Origin of the sequence: Fodinibius sp. (genome assembly GCF_034521915.1) — a bacterium.
Lineage (GTDB): Bacteria > Bacteroidota > Rhodothermia > Balneolales > Balneolaceae > Fodinibius.
In genome coordinates this window covers 311,568-331,535 of record NZ_JAXHLU010000004.1, presented here as the reverse complement: position 1 = coordinate 331,535, position 19,968 = coordinate 311,568, and the positions used below count along the sequence as shown (strand labels likewise).

Annotated in this window: 19 protein-coding genes; 13 read left to right on the top strand and 6 right to left on the bottom strand. The window is 42.2% G+C overall.

The window, feature by feature from the left end:
- The first annotated feature begins 87 nt into the window (after nt 1–87).
- The 12 genes from U5J89_RS04120 (at nt 88) to rodA (ending at nt 13,000) form a co-directional block, all read left to right on the top strand.
- Nucleotides 88–870 carry a tryptophan 2,3-dioxygenase gene (locus U5J89_RS04120; protein WP_322574339.1) on the top strand — a complete coding sequence of 261 codons (783 nt, stop codon included), beginning with the start codon at nt 88–90 and terminating at the stop codon, nt 868–870.
- Between the two features lie 26 nt (nt 871–896).
- On the top strand, nt 897–2,084 hold the full coding sequence (locus U5J89_RS04115) for an aminotransferase class V-fold PLP-dependent enzyme (RefSeq protein WP_322574338.1): 1,188 nt from the start codon (nt 897–899) through the stop codon (nt 2,082–2,084).
- Nucleotides 2,085–2,287: 203 nt separating this feature from the next.
- Nucleotides 2,288–3,361: a recombinase RecA gene (gene recA, locus U5J89_RS04110; RefSeq protein WP_322574337.1), complete on the top strand. Its 1,074-nt coding sequence runs from the start codon at nt 2,288–2,290 to the stop codon at nt 3,359–3,361.
- Between the two features lie 2 nt (nt 3,362–3,363).
- Entirely contained in the window at nt 3,364–4,032 is a 669-nt protein-coding gene (locus tag U5J89_RS04105; protein WP_322574336.1) for a regulatory protein RecX, read from the top strand.
- Complete coding sequence (locus U5J89_RS04100; RefSeq protein ID WP_322574335.1) at nt 4,029–5,108, top strand: AI-2E family transporter; 1,080 nt, start codon at nt 4,029–4,031, stop codon at nt 5,106–5,108. Before U5J89_RS04105 ends, U5J89_RS04100 begins: the two co-directional genes overlap by 4 nt.
- 81 nt (nt 5,109–5,189) lie before the next feature.
- Entirely contained in the window at nt 5,190–5,792 is a 603-nt protein-coding gene (purN, locus tag U5J89_RS04095) for a phosphoribosylglycinamide formyltransferase (RefSeq protein ID WP_322574334.1), read from the top strand.
- Between the two features lie 15 nt (nt 5,793–5,807).
- Nucleotides 5,808–7,388, top strand: coding sequence for a bifunctional phosphoribosylaminoimidazolecarboxamide formyltransferase/IMP cyclohydrolase (purH, locus tag U5J89_RS04090; RefSeq protein ID WP_322574333.1), 1,581 nt, complete (start codon nt 5,808–5,810; stop codon nt 7,386–7,388).
- A gap of 133 nt (nt 7,389–7,521) precedes the next feature.
- Nucleotides 7,522–8,574 carry a rod shape-determining protein gene (locus U5J89_RS04085; RefSeq protein ID WP_322574332.1) on the top strand — a complete coding sequence of 351 codons (1,053 nt, stop codon included), beginning with the start codon at nt 7,522–7,524 and terminating at the stop codon, nt 8,572–8,574.
- A 15-nt stretch (nt 8,575–8,589) separates the two neighbouring features.
- Nucleotides 8,590–9,432: a rod shape-determining protein MreC gene (gene mreC, locus U5J89_RS04080; protein WP_322574331.1), complete on the top strand. Its 843-nt coding sequence runs from the start codon at nt 8,590–8,592 to the stop codon at nt 9,430–9,432.
- Nucleotides 9,429–9,899, top strand: coding sequence for a rod shape-determining protein MreD (gene mreD, locus U5J89_RS04075; RefSeq protein ID WP_322574330.1), 471 nt, complete (start codon nt 9,429–9,431; stop codon nt 9,897–9,899). The genes mreC and mreD overlap by 4 nt, the downstream gene beginning before the upstream one ends.
- Nucleotides 9,900–9,903: 4 nt before the next feature.
- Nucleotides 9,904–11,772 (top strand): penicillin-binding protein 2, encoded by a 1,869-nt coding sequence (mrdA, locus tag U5J89_RS04070; RefSeq protein ID WP_322574329.1) that lies wholly within the window; start codon nt 9,904–9,906, stop codon nt 11,770–11,772.
- Nucleotides 11,750–13,000 carry a rod shape-determining protein RodA gene (rodA, locus tag U5J89_RS04065; protein WP_322574328.1) on the top strand — a complete coding sequence of 417 codons (1,251 nt, stop codon included), beginning with the start codon at nt 11,750–11,752 and terminating at the stop codon, nt 12,998–13,000. Before mrdA ends, rodA begins: the two co-directional genes overlap by 23 nt.
- A 3-nt stretch (nt 13,001–13,003) precedes the next feature.
- Here rodA and U5J89_RS04060 read toward each other — a convergent pair whose 3' ends face one another.
- Nucleotides 13,004–13,651: a ribonuclease HII gene (locus U5J89_RS04060; RefSeq protein ID WP_322574327.1), complete on the bottom strand. Its 648-nt coding sequence runs from the start codon at nt 13,649–13,651 to the stop codon at nt 13,004–13,006.
- Nucleotides 13,652–13,715: 64 nt separating this feature from the next.
- Here U5J89_RS04060 and U5J89_RS04055 point away from each other — a divergent pair, with 64 nt between their 5' ends.
- A complete protein-coding gene (locus U5J89_RS04055) occupies nt 13,716–14,825 on the top strand; it encodes a vWA domain-containing protein (RefSeq protein ID WP_322574326.1) in 1,110 nt (369 codons plus the stop codon).
- A gap of 56 nt (nt 14,826–14,881) precedes the next feature.
- On the opposite strand, the gene U5J89_RS04050 is transcribed toward U5J89_RS04055, so the two are convergent.
- From U5J89_RS04050 to U5J89_RS04030, 5 genes are read right to left on the bottom strand one after another with little or no spacing between them, the layout of a single operon-like run.
- Complete coding sequence (locus tag U5J89_RS04050) at nt 14,882–15,433, bottom strand: OmpH family outer membrane protein (protein WP_322574325.1); 552 nt, start codon at nt 15,431–15,433, stop codon at nt 14,882–14,884.
- A gap of 18 nt (nt 15,434–15,451) precedes the next feature.
- Nucleotides 15,452–15,988, bottom strand: a complete 537-nt coding sequence (locus U5J89_RS04045; RefSeq protein ID WP_322574324.1) for an OmpH family outer membrane protein — start codon at nt 15,986–15,988, stop codon at nt 15,452–15,454.
- A gap of 59 nt (nt 15,989–16,047) precedes the next feature.
- Nucleotides 16,048–16,551 (bottom strand): OmpH family outer membrane protein, encoded by a 504-nt coding sequence (locus U5J89_RS04040; RefSeq protein WP_322574323.1) that lies wholly within the window; start codon nt 16,549–16,551, stop codon nt 16,048–16,050.
- Between the two features lie 44 nt (nt 16,552–16,595).
- Nucleotides 16,596–19,076, bottom strand: coding sequence for an outer membrane protein assembly factor BamA (bamA, locus tag U5J89_RS04035; RefSeq protein WP_322574322.1), 2,481 nt, complete (start codon nt 19,074–19,076; stop codon nt 16,596–16,598).
- Nucleotides 19,077–19,126: 50 nt separating this feature from the next.
- On the bottom strand, nt 19,127–19,945 hold the full coding sequence (locus U5J89_RS04030; RefSeq protein ID WP_416208497.1) for an isoprenyl transferase: 819 nt from the start codon (nt 19,943–19,945) through the stop codon (nt 19,127–19,129).
- Between the last annotated feature and the right edge of the window lie 23 nt (nt 19,946–19,968).

The following is a 19,968-nucleotide window of genomic DNA, read 5'->3' as shown; positions in this document are numbered from 1 at the left end:
CAACAGCCATTCATCTTGTAATAGAGACTAATGCAAATTCTACCTATTATTAGCTGCTGTGTAAATGTATAAAAATACTTATTGGGGATGAAACTTACCTATAGCAACTATCTGAAAATCGATGAACTTTTAGATCTGCAAGAACTGCGCTCAAAACCGGAGGAGCACGATGAAATGCTCTTCATTATTATCCATCAAACCTACGAGCTCTGGTTTAAGCAGATTCTACACGAAATGGATAAGCTTCGTGATGATCTAAAAGCGGCTAGAACCTGGGCGGCTGTTAAAACAATGAAACGCATTTTAACTATACTAAAAACAATGGTTGCCCAAATTGATATCCTGGAAACTATGACCCCGCTGGAGTTTGAGAGCTTTCGCGGATTTTTGGATGAGGCCAGCGGATTCCAATCAGTGCAGTTTCGCGAGGTGGAGATTTTGTGCGGACATCGATCTGAGCATATCCTTAAAGTTCACGAGCACCAACCCCAATATGTGAATCGAATGAAAGAGCGAATGGCCGAACCTACACTCTGGGAATGTTTTTGCGAGTACCTTCAACAGAAGGGCTACGATGCCGAAATGCCGGAGCGCAAACACAAGAATGGATTACTCTATGATCCATCAGAAAAAAACCAAGAAGTCTTGCTCGATATCATGCAAACCGATCAGGAAACGGCTATGCTCTGTGAGTTGTTAATAGATTTTGATGAGGGAATGCAGGAATGGCGTTATCGGCACGTAAAAATGGTGGAACGTACCATTGGAAATAAAATGGGTACCGGCGGATCAAGCGGCGTTGAATATTTACGTAAAACGCTGCACCAACGCATTTTCCCCGACCTTTGGGAAATTCGATCAGAAATTTAAAATCACAGCCTATAAAATTTGTATCAATGACACACGATATTGATGAACTTGCCCAAAAACTGGCACCGCACTATTCCCATTTTGATGTCAGCAACCGACTGCTTTTTACCGGACATTCTCACCAAGCCTGGCCAGATGTTGCCAAAGAAGGTCTTCAGGAATCGTTTGAGGTAGCAGCTACTGACGTTGACAATAAATGGGAAGCAGCATTTGAAAAAGTTGACATACTTCGCAGGTATCTACGCAACTTTTACGAGGATCCGGATGGCATGTATTGCCTGGGACAAAATACTCATCAGTTATTAGTATCGTGGCTATCCAGTTTTGACCTGCAGAACAAACCTAAAATTATTACTACTGACAGCGAATTTCATTCCATGTCGCGCCAGCTAAAACGTCTTAAAGAGGAGGGGCTTGAGGTTGTTACTGTTGATGGTCATGCCGAAGATATTGTTAAACAAATTGAGAGACAAATAGATGATCAGGTGTCGGCGGTGATGCTTTCACGCGTTTATTTTAACAGTGGAATTGTAAATCAACATATTACCGAAATTGCCGAACTTAGTCGTTCACACGATATTCCACTTTTAATTGATGATTACCACGGAACCAACGTCGTACCACTTTCTATTTCTGACGAAAACCTCACGGATTGCTATGTCCTTATTGGCGGTTACAAATATCTGCAGTGGGGCGAAGGAAATTGTTTTTTGCGGTATCCCAGCGATTGTGATTTGCGTCCCGCTATCACCGGGTGGTTTGCCTCTTTTAGTGAACTCGATAAAACCAAAGAGCATCGTGTTTCTTATGCCGATGATCACCAGCGCTTTGCCAGCGGCACTTTCGACTCCTCCTCTCAATTCCGGGCAGCTAAAGTCGTAGAATTTTTTGAAAATATGGAACTGACTTCAGAGGTGCTTTACAGACAGTACCAACAACAGATTAAGCTGCTTCAAAAGACTTTTTTAGACAAAGATTTTGATACCGAGGTTATTCAACTTGCCCACCAGCAGCCGGTCGAAAATATCGGTGGCTTCCTGGCTTTACAATCTCCTTTTGCACGAACAATCAGAGCAAAACTGATGGAAAAAGGAGTTTTTACTGATGCCCGTGGTGATATTCTCCGCTTTGGTGTGGCGCCTTACATTACGAGTCAACAAATCACCAAAGCAATGGATGAGCTGAAACGTGTGGCATCAAAAATAAATCCTTAGTGTAAGGATTCACTGTCTTACCGATCTTACTAAGTGGAGAACCACCACACGGCACGCATTGAAAAGTTTTAGAACATATTTTAATAGCTCAGTGCCCCCGTAGTTCTCTACTATATTACAAGAAGATAAACTGACACTACGTTGTCATTATTATTTAATATATTGACCGATGAAAACACAAAAATCTAATTATTCTAACATTTATGTCTAACAATAAAGACAATAAGGATCGCGAAAAGGCACTGGAAATGGCCATCGGCCAAATCAAAAAACAGCACGGCGAAGGCACCATTATGCGGCTTGGGGATGAAGCCACCCAAGATGTTCCCAGCATTTCTACCGGATCTATTATGGTAGATTACGCACTGGGTATAGGGGGCATTCCACGCGGACGCGTTACCGAAATTTACGGGCCTGAAGCCAGCGGTAAAACTACGTTGGGACTTCATGTTATTGCCGAAGCCCAAAAAGGTGGCGGATATGCCGCTTTCGTTGATGCCGAACATGCTTTTGATCCTCGTTATGCCAAAAATCTGGGTATTAATACCGACGAACTGCTCGTATCGCAACCTGACAGCGGTGAGCAGGCACTCGAAATTACAGAAACCCTTATCCGTTCTGCAGCCCTAGATGTAATCGTCATTGATTCTGTAGCAGCACTTGTGCCACGGGCTGAACTGGAAGGCGAAATGGGCGACTCACACATGGGCCTGCAAGCACGCTTGATGTCTCAAGCGATGCGTAAAATTACCGGTATTATCAATAAAACTCGGACAGCGGTTATATTCATTAACCAAATTCGTGAAAAAATTGGAGTTATGTTCGGTAATCCCGAAACAACTTCCGGCGGTCGCGCCCTAAAATTTTACTCTTCTGTTCGAATTGATATCCGTCGTATCGGTTCCCTCAAAAAAGGCGACGACATGGTGGGTAACCGTACAAAAGTCAAGGTTGTAAAAAACAAGGTTGCTCCTCCTTTCAAAGAAGTTGAGTTCAATATTATTTATGGCAAGGGGATTTCACGTCTGGCCGAAGTTCTCGATATGGCTGTAGAGTTTGACATCATCGAAAAACGTGGCAGCTGGTATCGCTATGACGGAGAACCTATTGGTCAGGGCACTGATAATGCGATCGAATTCCTTGAGTCTGATCCCGAACTTGCCGAAAAAATTGAAAAACAGGTTCGAGAGCAAATGAATCCTCCTGAAGAAAGTGAAAAAGCGGAAGAAAACGGCCAAGAAAAAACTGAAGAAGAAGATTCTGACAGCGACGATTAGTGATGGCTGATGAATCAGATCAACAATTACCCGGGAAAATAAGCTCCATCAGCGTTCAAAAAAAGAACAAGCAGCGTTATTCCATTTTTGTTGATGAGGAGTTTCTGATCGGTGTTTCCGAGCAGACGCTCCTCAAATTCAACTTGGCCAAGGGAGAGACGGTAACCCATGCGCTGCTGCGAAAAATCGAACGCGAAGAGGGACGATTTGCTGTCAAATCATATATGATGAAGCGCTTGGGCAGTCGTGACCATTCTCGGAAAGAACTATTTACCAAAGCAATACGCAAAGAATATCCCAAAAATATTATCGAGAACGTCCTTGATGAGCTCGAAGAAAAGGGTTACCTGAATGATACCAGTTTTGCTGAAAAATTTGCACAGGATAAAAGTCATCTAAATAATTGGGGACCCAATAAAATAAAGGCACACCTATATAAAAAGGGGATCTCGGGTGATGTAGCCGAGCAAAGTATTCAAAAAGTATTTGAGGATAAAAATATTAAAGAGGTTTTGTTACATTTGGTTTTAAAGGGGAAAAGACGCTTTTTGAGAGAAGAAGATCCCTATAAAAGAAAGAAAAAGGTGGTTGACCATCTGGCTCGCAAAGGGTATCGATCCTCAAATATCTATCAACATATAGATGAGCTAATGAAAGCTATTGAGCAATGAAAAATATTACTCTTGAGCGCGTAATAAAATCAGTGGTGGGGCTAGCTGCTATTGCTGTAGTTGGTTATTTGGTGTTTCGTTATGGCACCCTGGTTGGATACGCGATTATAGCTATGATATTTAGTTATATTCTGGATCCCCTTGTAAACCGGATGCAGGCGGCGGGTATGAATCGAACTTTTTCCATAACGCTGACCTTAAGCTCACTTATATTAATTCTGGTTTGGATCTCGACTAATGTTATTCCGATAATTGCCAATCAAATGGTAGAGTTAGCCAGTCAGCTGAGCATTAAAAACATCCAAAGTATAACGCAGAAAATTGAAATTCAGCTTACAGAGAAGTTTACCTTTTTACCGGATGGTATCCTGAGTAATAACTTAGCTGCAGTACTGGAAGACCTGTTTGATGTCGGCGAAATACCTTCTGCGCTGAGTAACATTATCGGCATATTTACTAATATTTTTTCTGCTGCACTCATTATTCCCTTCGCCACCTTCTTCTTCCTGAAAGATGGCACCCAAATCCGTCGCAATATTCTAAAATTAGTTCCCAACAAATATTTTGAAACAGTGTTAAGCTTAATTGACAAAATAGAAAGTCGTTTAGGCCTGTATTTCAGGGGAGTAATGATTCAGAGTCTGATCATTGCAATTTCCTCTTGGATTGGATTATCAATCGTTGGCCTTAACAATTCACTTTCTGTGGGTATTACAGTAGGAATTGCCAATACCATTCCCTACTTCGGGCCCATTATCGGATACATCCTGTCAATAGTGGTATCCATTATTGAGACAGGAAATTTCTCCCTCGTACTACCTTGTGTACTTGCCATTCTTGCAGTTCAAATTCTTGATAATGTTGTTCTGCAACCTCTTATATTTTCTCGTTCTGCCGATATCCACCCGGTAGCCATCTTGTTTATTATTATGATTGGCGCTGAAACGGCCGGTATTCTCGGGATGTTAGTGGCAGTACCAATAGCTACGATTATTAAAATCACATTTAACCAGATCAGCTGGAGCTTCAATAATTACTACGTTTTCAGAGCAGGTAATTCTTCAGAAGCAGAATAAAGCATTTAAAATCGGTACTTAATCTGTCTGCTTTTTTATTTATCTTTGCGAGCAAATCAATAACCATTTTGCTCCTTTATCTTGATTAATATTATAGTATTTGCCTCGGGATCGGGTACAAACTTCCAAGCAATTATTGATGCTGTCGAAAGCGGCCAGATTAATGGACGCATTGCCGGACTTATTACTAATAAAAGAGGTATCCAAGCCATTAATCGCGCTCAAAAACACAATATTGATCACAAATATTTAAGTCCCACCGACTTTTCCTCTCATTCCAGTTACGTTGAAACCTTGATCAACCAACTTAAAAAATGGGATACACAGCTTATCGCATTGGCAGGTTATATGATCAAAATCCCATCAGAAATTATTGATAGATACAAGAACCGTATTGTAAACATCCACCCTTCCCTGTTACCGAAATATGGTGGCAAGGGTTTTTATGGGATGAATGTACATCGCGCAGTAATTGATAATGAAGAAACAACATCGGGCTGCACGGTACATATAGTCACCGAAGAATATGATCAGGGACCCATTTTAGGACAACGTAAAGTGCAGGTTAAAGAATCAGACGATCCCGAATCACTGGCCCAGCGAATTTTAAAAGAGGAGCACAAATTATTTCCCGAAGTAATTGCGAAATTAGCTAAACAGATCAATAACAAATCCAACTCTTAATTATATCTTTCAATCGTGTCATTACAACCACTCGACTCTCTCCCCAAAAACCCCCTAAAGATTAAAAGAGCACTTCTCTCTGTTTCAAATAAAACAGGCATTGTTAAGCTTGCCAGGCATCTGCATCAATCAGATGTAGAAATTATTTCTACCGGAGGAACAGCACAAAAAATACGAGAAGCCAATATCCCTGTGACCGATGTCAGTGACGTTACTGGTTTTGAAGAGTGCCTCGACGGACGCGTCAAAACACTTCACCCCATTATTCACGGAGGTATCCTAGGGCGAACCAGTCATAAACCCGATGTGGAGGAGATGAATCGCCTCGACATTACTCCCATTGAATTAGTTGTGGTCAACTTATATCCTTTTGAAGAAACGATAGCAGATCCCGATTGCACCCCTGCCATGGCTACTGAAAATATTGATATTGGTGGTCCGACGATGATTCGTGCAGCAGCTAAAAACTTTGCCCATGTCTGTGTATTAACATCGCCAAAACAATACAGCGAGTTTGGTAAAGAACTTACACAACAGACTGAAGTTTCATTTAAAAAACGCCGGCAGTGGGCCACGGCAGCCTTTAATCATACAGCCAATTATGATGCAGCTATCGCCAACTATTTTAATCATCTGGAAACGGGAGATGAAGAATTACCTCAACAGGTAAATATTTCGCTGCCAAAATCACAAACACTTAGATACGGTGAGAATCCGCACCAAAAAGCAGCGGTTTACGGCAATCAAAACGAATTTATCGATTGTTTCCACGGCAAGCAGCTCAGCTATAATAACTTTACAGATGTTGATGCCGCACTTAATCTCATCACTGATTTTAGAAATGACAAGCCAACCTGTGCTATATTCAAGCACACCGTTCCGTGTGGCGTAGCAGTCTCAGATAAACTTGAAGATGCCTGGGACAAAGCTTTTGCTACTGATACCATGTCTCCTTTTGGCGGCATTGTAGTCGTTAATAAAGAACTGGATATAAATACAGCCCAAAAGATTGATGAGATATTTACGGAAATTATTATTGCTCCCTCTTATAGCGAGAAAGCGCTAGAACTTCTTCAGCAAAAGAAAAACCGCAGGCTCATTCGCATCAAAAAGCTACCGAATACTGACCAAAATCTTCGGTTCAAATCAATTTTTGGGGGAGCTTTAGGCCAGCATGCAGATGTGAAAACTATCGGCAGAAAGGATCTGAAAACCGTTACGGAAAGAAAGCCAACAGAACAAGAGATCGAAGATCTGCTATTTTCCTGGAAAGTTGTGAAACATGTTAAGTCGAATGCGATTGTATATGCAAGGGATGGGCAAACAATTGGCATTGGCACAGGACAAACGAGTCGCGTCGAGGCATCAGAAATTGCCATTGCCAAAGCTGAACAAGAAGAACTTTCGCTGGAAGGCACAGCCATTGCCTCAGATGCCTTTTTCCCATTTGCAGACGGTATTGAAGCTGCGGCCGATGCAGGCGCCACCTGTGTAATACAGCCCGGTGGCAGTATTCGCGACGAAGAAGTAATTGAAGCTTCTGACAAACTAAATATGGCTATGGTCTTTACCGGCAACAGACATTTCAGACACTAAATTAACCAACAATTTGGTTTTTACTTTTAATCCTGATTAATTCGCAAATAGATGTACAAAATTGTATTTTCATTCTTTGAAATTATTCAGGCGACCATCTTGATCATAATTAGCTCATCTACACAACATAATCATGGATAAACACGGATCTAAAAAGAAGAAAGATCAGCAAAATGCAGGCTGGTTTGATTGGCTATATACCGATATTGCTATTGACCTCGGAACTGCTAACACGCTCATCTACTCGCGCGGCGAGGGCATTGTACTAAACGAACCTTCTATCGTAGCGCTGAACTCACAAAATGAGCCGGTTGCAACGGGGCACGAAGCTCGACTGATGCACGAAAAAACACACAAAAATATTCGTACCGTTCGGCCGCTCCGTGATGGGGTTATTGCCGATTTCGAAGTAGCTGAGCAGATGATCCGCGGAATGATCGACAAGGTTAAAATGAAATGGTATTCAAGCACGCGTCAAATGGTTGTATGCGTTCCCAGCGGCATTACGGAGGTAGAGCGTAGAGCCGTTCGTGATAGTGCCGAACATGCCGGCGCTAAAGAAGTACATCTGGTTGATGAACCAATGGCAGCGGCTATTGGGATTGGGCTCAATGTCCATGAACCTATTGGAAATATGATTGTGGACATCGGCGGCGGTACCACCGAAATTGCCGTTATAGCCCTTTCAGGTATTGTTTATGCTCAATCTGTTCGTCTGGGCGGCGATGAGCTAAATGACGATATCATCAATTATTTCCGGCGGAATCATAATCTATTAATTGGAGAGCGTACGGCCGAAAAGATAAAGTGCGAAATTGGTTCTGCGGCCCCATTGGATGAGGAACTGGAAATGGAAACGAAAGGACGCGATCTGGTCAACGGAGTCCCCAGAATTCGTCACGTTTCTTCTAAAGACGTTCGGGAAGCGATATCTGAATCGGTAAATACTATTGTAGAATCTATTACAAAATCGCTCGAGCAGACGCCCCCCGAACTTTCAGCTGATATCCTTGATCGTGGTATTATGCTAACCGGTGGAGGTGCCAAACTCAAAAATCTTGATAAATTAATTATAGAAACTACCGATCTTCCTGTTCACATTGCTGAAGATCCACTGACGGCCGTAGTACGCGGAACGGGAGCGATTCTTGAAGATATAGAATATTACAGAACTGTCATTTCTTAAACCCAGAGAAGGTGAATGCGATTCAAACTTCCCAGAATAGCTGATGCTAAAGATCATATAATAACAGCGCTCATTCTGATTATTGCTGTAGCGCTGATGATTAGTCGATATCAAGGCGGGCTCAATAATCTACGGAAAGCATCAATAACGTTTTTCAGCTATCTGGAAGAACCGCTCTCGAATGTTCGGGTATATCGACAGGCCCTGAAGACTAACACCTATCTGCGAAAACAAAATGTCTTACTATTAGATGAACTGAGCCGTCTCAGAGCAGCAGAGCAGCGCAACGAACAACTTCGAAAGCAACTGCAATTCAGCAGTGAGAGCAACTTAAGCCTGTATCCGGTTCAAATAGTGGGCAAAGAGCTCAATCCGGTTACCAATTCTCTTACTGTAGATGCCGGAAAGGAAGAAGGAATAACCAATGGTATGCCCATGGTTTCATCCGAAGGACTTGTAGGCAAAGTGATTTTAACAGCAAACGGCTACTCGCAAATCATGCCTTATTATAATACGTTGTTTAAGGTTAGTGCCAAACTCCAGCAATCCAATGCCTACGGTATCGTTTCATGGGATGGCGAAAGTAAAAAAGAACTACAACTTAATTATGTTCCTCAAACTACCGATGTTGACACGGGCGAAGTGGTAGTTACTTCAGGATACAGCAACCAATTTCCACCTGATATCCCCATCGGAAAAGTACTGCGAACCGAACCACAGGAAGGTAAAGAAACCCAACGCGTATATATTGAACCATTTGTAAACCTGTTTGAAATTGCCGAAGGCTTTATTGTAAAATTTGAGCCGGATACCACCATCAGAAAACTGAATGAAGATTATGAAAATCTTTTACAATGAATCCTGAACGTTTTAAAAATTTTGGCATTGGGCTTGCCTTCCTCTTGATTCAAGTTATGCTTTTCCGGCATCTTAAAATCATGCAGGTCCAACCCGATCTGTTACTTATATTTTTGGTATGGTACATGGCACGTAAAGACCGAACAGCTGCTTTACTTATGGCTGCAGGATTAGGATTTTTGCAAGATGCTATGCTCGATTTATGGGGACTAAATATGTTTTCCAAAACGTTATTAGTATTCATGAGCTATAACTTTATCCCAAGAGGATCAAAAAAACAATTACTTATTGGACAGGTATTTTTAACTATTGCTATTGCGGCCCTGATCCATAATCTCATATTTCTTGGACTCAATATTGCTATTGAAAGTTATACCGGAGAACAGTATTTCTGGCGACACCTTATTGGCAGCAGCTTATATACTGCTTTTGTAGCAAGTTTTATTCAATTATTTAGAACAAATTAATTCGATGCAATCCCGAAAAAAAATTCGTACCAAGACCTCCCTGCGTGTACTACAGGTATGTATTATTATTTTGGGACTTATCATTTTAGGACGTTTATTCCAGCTACAAATACTGGACTACGATACTTATAATCCGCTCAGTCGAGAAAACTCGCTTCGGCAAGAAGTTATCAATCCCGCCCGGGGATTGATCTACGATCGCAATGGGAACCTGATTGTTGATAACCAACCAATCTATACCATAACCGTTACACCGGCCAGTTACGATCCCAAAAATACCCCCATCCTGGCTGAACTTATGGATGTGCCGGTAGAAGAGGTCGAAAAAAGAGTACAAGAGGCCCGTGACTATTCCTATTATCGTTCATCCCGCATTTTTACGGAAGTCGATTTCGAAACATTTTCCATCATTCAAGAAAGCATTTGGCAGCTCCCGGGAGTAGGTCACCAAATTGAGAGTAAACGCGATTATCCCGTGGATAGCCTGCAGGCTTCTCACATTTTGGGATATTTGCGAGAAGTATCCAAAGATGAATATCTGAGGACAAAAAGCTACCATCTCGGTGATAAAACAGGGAAAAGCGGATTGGAAATGGCATATGAAGAACAACTACGCGGCACTCTTGGTACCGAATACATTAAAATTAATGCCATGGGGCAGAATTTGGGATCTTATCAAGATGGGGCACTCGATGAGAGTCCTAAAAAAGGTTCAGATTTATACACCACCATTGATACAGAATTGCAGCTACTGGCCGAAGATCTTATGCAAGGCAAACAGGGGGCTGTTGTAGCATTAAATCCGGAAAACGGCGCTGTACTCAGCATGGTAAGTGCCCCAGAGTATGATATCAGAAAATTATCAGGGCGTCTCGATAAAACGTATTGGGACAGTATCAATGCCGACACTACCAATCCACTATACAATCGTGCAGTATCAGGCAAGCAACCGCCGGGCTCTACCTTTAAACCGCTTATGGCTCTGATGGGATTAGAGCTCGGAATAATCACTCCGGAAACTGAAATCAATAATCCGGGCTACTATTACCGTGGTCGACGATACAATGATTTGGCCGATCCCGGCAAATATGATGTAGGGAAGGCACTTCAAGAATCCAGCAATACTTTTTTCTTTTGGCTGATGGATAAAATTGCTACTCAAAAGGGGCTTGATAAATGGCACGAATTGGCTACATCATTTGGATTGGGAGAGCACAATAATATTGATATTCCCAATGAAGTTGCAGGGACCATTCCGGACAGTACGTTTTTAAATCGTGTGCTGGGCGAAGGGAAATGGGGAATTGGCGACCAGCTTAGTCTGGGTGTAGGTCAGGGATTTGTAGCCGTATCTCCGCTTCAAATGGCATTAGTCGCTGCCCAGATTGGCAATGGCGGATATAAAGTCCAACCTCATTTTGTTAGTGCAATAAGACAAAATGACGGAACAATGCTGTTAACCAACCCCAAAAAGGGAAAAATTGATTGGATCGATCCCGATGAAATAGCCGTAGTAAAAGACGGTATGCGCAGAGTTGTTACCGAAGGCAGTGGTCGCTACTACGCTGACCTCGATAGCGTTAAAGTTGCCGGAAAAACTGGAACAGCCCAAAACCCCCATGGACAAGATCATGGATGGTTTATCAGTTTTGCTCCGGTAGAGGATCCTAAAATTGCTGTTGCCGTTCTTGTTGAAAACGGAGGCTATGGTTCCATTTCTGCAGCCCCGATCGCTTCTCTCCTAATTGAGCAATACCTAACTGGAGAAATAGATAGATCGTATGTATACAACTATGTGAAGACTTTTGAGCCTAAAAAACAAAAAACTGATGAAGAAGAGGAAAATATAGATGATCAATCTCAAGGAACTTAGCTGGTCGCTTGTCATCATTTGGGCAAGCCTTATTGCCGTGGGATTGGTAGCTATCTACAGTGCTACGCAGGGTCCTGTGGCTGAGTTTCTACCCAGCTATATCCAATTTAATTTCTACAAACAACTGATCTCCTTTGGCATTGCTGTGCTACTGTTAATAGGACTTCAATTTATCAATCCCCGAACTTTTCAAGAGGGGTCCTATGTATTTTACGGGCTTGGAATCGTGTTAATGATTCTTACGCTCTTAATCGGCAAGGAAGTAAACGGTGCCAGAAGCTGGCTTGAACTGGGCCCCTTTAACTTGCAAGTGAGTGAAGTAATGAAAATTGCCACAATACTTGCCGTAGCTAATTATTTAACCAGCCGCCGTAATATATCAGCAGAGAATCTAAAATCTGCAATTATTGCTGTTTCCCTAATTGTATTACCGGCCTTTCTGGTTATCCTTCAAAATGATATGGGTACGGCCATTATCTTTTTTGCACTGATACCGGTGGTATTGTTTTGGTCAGGACTGCCTTACGGTATTTCATTATTTATAATTTCTCCTGCTATTATTGGCTACCTCACTATAATATCCTGGTACTGGGGACTTATTGCCGCAGTAATTATTACACTGGCAATTTTCATGATCCAGCGGCGAACATGGTTAACATTTACCTCATTTGTCACCGGAGTTTTGCTTGTTATTGGAATTCAGGTTGCCCTCAACCAAGTATTACAGCCGCATCAGCGTGCCCGGATAGAGGCATTTACAAATCCTTCTTTTGATCCTCAGGGGGCAGGCTGGAACGTTATCCAAGCCAAAACAGCAATAGGATCCGGCGGAATTTACGGCAAAGGTTTCCTTGAGGGAACACAAACACAACTGCGCTTTTTACCCGAACAGTGGACCGATTTTATTTTCTGCGTAATTGGAGAAGAGTTCGGTTTTATCGGAGCCGGGTTTACTGTTCTACTATTGCTTGCACTTACATTACGGTTGCTGCAAATGGCCGCTGTCCATAAGCACCCCTTTGCTCAGCTGGTGATGGTGGGTGTACTAACTGTTTTCTTTACTCATTTCTTCATAAATGTAGGATCGGCCACCGGCTTATTACCTGTTATTGGGATTCCCCTCCCTTTTATTAGCTATGGTGGATCTGCGCTCATCACCAACACCCTAATGTTAGGGATTTGTTTAAATCTCGATTTCTACAAAAGGCAGTTCAGCATTTACCGATAGCTTTTATTCGTCTAACTGCTTATCAGTACGTAAATTAAAACTCTGTCGATGGAATTTTGTGGCTCCGTGCTTCTTTAAGCCCTCAAAATGCTTGGCTGTAGGATACCCTACATTTGTATCCCAACCGTAATGAGGATATTTCTCGTGGAGCTCAATCATCAACTCGTCGCGATACACCTTTGCTATTATCGAGGCCGCAGCAATACTCATCGACCGGTCATCCCCTCCGACAATACATTTGTGCGGGCATAACCCCGAACTAAACCGATTGCCATCAACAAGCAGGTAATCCGGATTGGCACCGTCAGCTTCGGCACATTTTGTCATTGCTTTAATTGATGCATGTAATATATTCAGCTCATCAATCTCGGTTGGGCTACACCATTGAATAGTCCAATACAGCGCCTCTTTTTTGATCTGCTCTGTCAGTTGCTTACGCTTATCGAGTGTAAGCTTTTTACTGTCACGAATCGCCTCCACAAAAGTCCCCGGCTCAAAAATAACGCCCGCCGCTACTACGGGTCCCGACAGACATCCCCGACCCACTTCATCCAAACCCATCACTCGCTCATACTCTTCTTCCCAAAGCTGACGCTCGAACACGATCCGATCCGTGGATTCAGCGTTATTTAAGTTACTCGAATTATTCATTACAATGAATTAAAAGGATTTATAAAGCGTTAGGATTACTCAGGCTAAAGTCAATCATTTTACTATGCATTTCAAGTACCAAAAATGGGATGAACGGTTTGCCAAATCCAAGGGACAATCCCCTTTTGATTCCCTTTGGGATACCTTTCAAGAACTACTAACCATTGCCAGCGGTGATGTTCAACAGGCCCTGCGCTGGCTTACAGAGCTTGACAATGATTATGATCTCACCAATCAGTTTGACGATTATAATATTGGTGATTTTGTCGATGAACTGAAAGAACGCGGATACATCGAACAAGATGATAACCAACAAATATATGTAATCACACGCAAAACAGAGCGAAGTCTGCGCCAACGGTCGCTGGAAGAAATATTCAACAATCTCAAAAAGGGTGCTGCCGGAAATCACCAGACCGATCATACCGGTAAAGGCTTAGAACGTCAGCCCGAAACGCGCAAGTGGCAACAGGGAGATGACATTGCCAATATCGACAGTGTGGGTACCATGATGAATATGCTGCGACACAGTAACATTGATCAGATGCAGCTGCATGAAGACGATATACGTGTTCATGACACCGATCACTACACATCCGTAGCTACGGTATTGCTTATTGATTTAAGCCACTCTATGGTACTTTATGGCGAAGATCGTATTACACCCGCCAAAAAGGTGGCTATGGCACTGTCTGAACTTATCCTGAATAATTACGCCAAAGACTCCCTGGATATTGTTGCCTTTGGTAATGAAGCCTGGAAAGTGGATATCGAGGATCTTCCCTATTTAAAAGTGGGTCCCTATCACACGAACACCCAGCAGGCACTCGAACTGGCTCGCCACACCCTGCATCGTCGCAAGTTTGCCAACAAGCAAATTTTTATGATCACAGACGGTAAACCATCCTGTATTATTGAGAATGGGAAAATGTATAAAAACAGTTTTGGTCTCGACCGAAAAATTGTAAACAGGGTGTTAGATGAAGCTGTTAAATGTCGACGTGATGATATTGACATCACAACATTTATGATTGCCAGAGATCCTTATCTGCAAGATTTTGTTCGAGATCTTACCGAGGCAAATAAAGGACGCGCTTATTTTGCCTCCCTTGATAACCTGGGCGGCTATATTTTTGAGGATTATATCCGAAACCGAAAGAGAAGGGTGAAATAAAAAAGGCAGCCCCCTTATGAGCTGCCTCAAAATATAATCCAACAATGCATGCTACCTTAAATGCCCAGCTCCTGCATTACCTGGTCGGTAATATTGTATTTCTTTTGGGCTTCATCAGAAGCGTAAAGAATAATCATATCGCCCTGACTGGTAGTAGTGTTGATCACATATGTAAGGCCCTTCTCTTCAGCAACAGTACCAACAGCGTTGTCAATCTGATCCAGAAGCGGACCTACCAATTCTTGCTGTTTCTTCTGAATTTCCTGCTGAATTTGTGTTTGATACTGCTGTAACTCAGCATTCAACTTACCAAGACGTTCTTCTTCGCGTTTACGAGCCGACTCATTAATAACATCAGCTTTTTGTTGGTATTCAGTAAGCTGCTGCTGGAAGTCTTGCTGCTTATTCGTAAATTCTTTTCGCTTCCGCTCAATAAAGTTTTGCAAACGCTGCTGAACCGCCTTCATTTCTGGCATTTTATTCAAAATCGCCTGGGGATCAACATAGCCTATTTCCATTTGCTGCCCCTGTGCCTGTGCAGTAGAAAGGCCTGTAAAGCCAACGGCCAAAAAACAAAGTAGTGATATTGATAGTATTCGTTTTAACATAGTATGATGTGTTTTCAATTAATTCTGGTCAGATGTTTCGTTGATGTATTGTAAAACTTGCTTGGTAATATCCATTTTTTCACTGGCAGCGTAGTAAACAACATTTTCACCATTACTGGTTGCCTCGTTAATTACAAAATCGAGATCATTTCTTTCCGCAACAGTACTTATAGCCTCATTCATCTTATTGTACAAGGGTTCTAACAATGTAGCCCTGCGTTGTTGAATCTGCTGCTGAAGTCCCCGCTGAAATTGGGTCATTTCCCTTTCCATTTGAGCAAGCTGCTTTTCTTTCTTCTGGATTTCAGCCTCAGACATATTTTCCTGATTTTGCTGGAATTCAGCAACTGAATCCTGGAATTCCGTTGTACGCTGCTGTAGTTCTTGTCGTTTTTCCTGAATAAAACTATTCAATTCCTGCTCTACTTGTGGGCGTTCAGGCATCTGGCTCATTACCTCTTGGGTATTAAGATACCCTATATTCAGCTGCCCAAATGCCGATGTACTTACAACAAATAGAAATAAGAAACATAAACTTGTTAACTTTCTAAACATCAGATCAATTTATCTTTAGGATTCAATTATTCGGCCTGTGAGTATAAAAACTATTTTTATCAATTGCCTCCTCCATTTAACGAAATACCAAGCGCTTGTAGTACCTCATCATTTAAATTCCATTCTTGCTCACTGTAAAGCATGTTGGAATTTTGGGCACGATCAAAAACAAAATCAAAATTCTGGTCATTCGCCACCTTATTAATAGCTTCAAATACTTTGCGCTGAATAGGTTCAAGCAGCTCTTTCTGTTTTTGGAAATACTCGCCTTCAGCACCAAATTTTTCATCCAAATACTGTTGGCGTTGCTGTACTTTATTTTGTATTTCCTGCTGTTTCTGCTTTTTGAGCTCTTCAGTATATAAAATCTCTTTAGCTTTAAAGTCTTCCTTCAGCTGCTCAATCTCCTGTTCTATTTTATCCAGCTGTTTGTTCCACTCAGAACTGAGCGTACTCAGCTGTTCCTGTATTCCCTGGTATTCCGACATCTGAGCCAAAATTTGGTCAGTGTTTACATACCCGATTTTTTGATCTTGGGCAGCAGTAATGCTTACACAGATCATCAGTAAACAACAAGTAATTGCGCTATGTAAAAACAGCTTTTTCACTAATTAAAAGGAGCTCCTATGTTAAACAAGAACTGCCATTCGCCCGGTCTGACTGGATTATTCGGAATTGGAATACCATCAAGACGATATCCATAACTAAGATCAACCAACCCAAGTATAGGCAAGTAAATGCGAGTTCCGAATCCAACAGAACGCTTTACATCAAAAGGTGAAAATTCTCGAGTATTCGCAAATGCATTCCCTGAATCAAAAAACATATATGGGTGAACCTGTGCCTGCTGTTCAGTTATTGCAGGATAACGGAGCTCAAACGAGTACTTTGTATATAAGCGTCCGCCTACGGGTTCTCCATTTTGTATTGGGGAAATAGAGCCATTGCGTCCACCAGGAAAGCCACGAAGATCTATATTATCATCTAAAAAGCTCTGGCGCTGCTGCATCTGAGTACCCCCCAACTTAAAACGTTGGAAATCACTACGCTGGCTATCGCTCAGATAACCCAAGTAACCATACTCAACAGTATTGGTCATCACCAGTTTGCCAGCAACCGTTGTGTGATTTTGATACTTTGTCTTCAACTTGTAGAACTGAGAAAAGCCGGGTAAAGGTGGGGCAAGTTCGCCCGAGATGCTAAACTTTGAACCTGTTGTAGGTGCAATAGGATTATCCACAGAGTTACGCTCCAATACCTGGCGTATACTAAGGATACTGGATGTCCCTTCTGCCAAGAATGATGCTCCGCCTGCCACATCATACAGTTGATACGAAATTTCAGAACGATGAGTGAAATAGTCATCGGGCCAGTTCAATCGCCTCCCGAGAGATACGCTACTTGAAAGCAATTCATTTCGGGAAGATCTGCCTCGATAACTAATTAAATCATAACTCATATTTACACCCAGCGACAGTGGCCTACCGCCTAACCACGGTTCCTGGAAACCAAGACTATAACTCTGATATCCACTGCCAGTAACCTGTACCCCAAGTGATAGTTTTTGTCCATCTCCTGAAGGAATTGGGTTCCACCCCTCTCCCCTAAGGGCACGCTGCATAGAAAAGTTATTAAAATTCAATCGCGCTGATAAAATGAGTCCAATACCCTGTCCACCAAATCCACCGGAGAATTCAAAGTTATCAGTACTCTGTGATTCGTCAAGCTGGTAATTAATATCTACGGTGTGGTTTTCACGATCAGGTGACAGGTTTGGGGTAATTGCCTGTGGTCGGAAGTATCCCAACTGACCCAGCTCACGAATGGTACGTACAATAGCTTGCTGACTGTATTTCTGACCCGGTACCGTTCGCAGGGTTCTTCGCACTACATCATCATGGGTCTTGTTATTACCGGTAAAAGAAACCTCTTCGATATAAGCAATTTCATCTTCGTAGATATTCATATTTAAATCCACGGAGTCTTCACCAACGACCTCGATCTCAGGTTCAACTCTAAAGAACAAGTACCCAATATCTCTATAGAGACTAGTTATATCAGTGCCTTCTTGAGAGAATTGCATCTTGTCTTGAAATTTCTTCTGGTTGAAGATATCTCCCTTTTCAAATCCCAGTACCTGAGTAAGCCGTTCATCCGTGTAAACAGTATTACCTTCCCATTCAATATCCCGGACTTTGTATTGGGGTCCTTCATCAATCGTAAGATTTACTTTTATACCTTCTGCAGGAGTTTTAAGGAATAATAACCTGCGTTGCGTATATGGAAAGGTATAAACCGTATCACTCATTACGCGAAAATCAAGAAACCCATGTTTGCCATAGAAATCTCGCAAATTCTCTTTTGCTGTTTCAAAATCTTCTTCCTTGAATAACTTTTTGGAGAAAAACTTCCACCAGCGATCTTCATTAATCTCACCAAGTTCTTTCCGCAGCTTGCGATCACTAAACTCCTCATTACCCTCAAACGAAATCTCCTTTACCTCCAAACGTTCTCCGGGATCAATATTGAAATGAACCGTTACGCGATTCCGAACTGTATCGGGCTGAGATTTCTCAATTTCTATGTCAGTATACCAATACCCTTTATCGTCATAATATCTCTGTATGGTATTTCTAGCCTGCGCTAACGATGATTCAGTAACGGCATAGCCTCTAAGCAGGGTGATCTTTTCTTCGAGATCTTTACGATGCGATCGTTTTGTGCCGTGTATCTCAAAACCCTCCAGCCGGGGCTGTTCCTGTACAACAATTTTCAGATATATACCACCTGCCTCACGACCGGTCTCAATTATTTCAACATCAGAAAACAACCCTGTTCTGTGGAGACTTTTAATGGCTCTAGACAAGTCCTGCCCCGGAATAGTGATCTGGGTGCCAACTTGCAGGCCACTGGTACCAATCACAAAATCCTCTCGCGAAGTTGTCAACCCCTCCACTTCTACTCCCAGCACTTCGAACTGCTGGGGACGATTATTCATCGGATTTTCAATATTAATGGAGTTATCCTGAGAAAAACCAGGATTATAGATGAAGCAGAGAACGAAAAGAGTAACTAATAATTTCTTCACGTGGATTCTTTGTTGAAACAAAATTGAGCTTACGATATTTATATGAAAGGTTAGGGTGTCAGCTCTTGAACGTATAGACCTGAAGATTTCTTTTGCGAGTTCTCAGAAACTTTACCAAATCTACGTTCCCGTTGTTGAAATGATTGAATAGCTTTATATAACTCTTCCCGGCGAAAGTCCGGCCAGCATGTTTCTGTTATATAGAGTTCGGAATAAGCCAGCTGCCACAGCAAAAAGTTGCTGATTCGATATTCACCGCTTGTTCGAATAATAAGTTCAGGATCGGGGATATCAGCCGTTGATAAATGGTCACTTATCATCTCATCGTCAATTTCATCGGGATCAATTTCGCCTTTTTTTACCGATTTGGCCAACTTTTTAACCGCTTCGGTAATATCCCAACGGCCCGAGTAGCTGAGTGCAAGACAGAGTTGTAGCCGGTCATTATCTTTGGTCAGATCAATAGCTTCAGATAATTCTCGCTGACAATTTTTTGGAAACCGATCGATCTGTCCGATTGTTTCGAGCTTAATATTATTTTCATTCAGGTTTTCAGCCTCGTTACGCAGTGAACGAGCCAGCAAACGCATTAGAGCACTGACTTCCATCTTAGGACGACCCCAATTTTCTGTGGAAAACGCATACAGCGTCAAGTACTTAACGCCAATTTGGGCGCAAGCTTCGGTAACATCCCGAACAGACTCCACACCAACTTTATGCCCGTAAGAACGAATATTACCGCGACTTTTAGCCCAGCGTCCATTACCATCCATGATAATAGCGATATGCTCGGGGACTGCCCCTTGCTCTATCAGCGTGGACTGTGACTTCTTGTCACTGTTATTCTGTTCTTTATTTGTGAGCGAAATTGGTTCCAATGCGTAGGATCAGT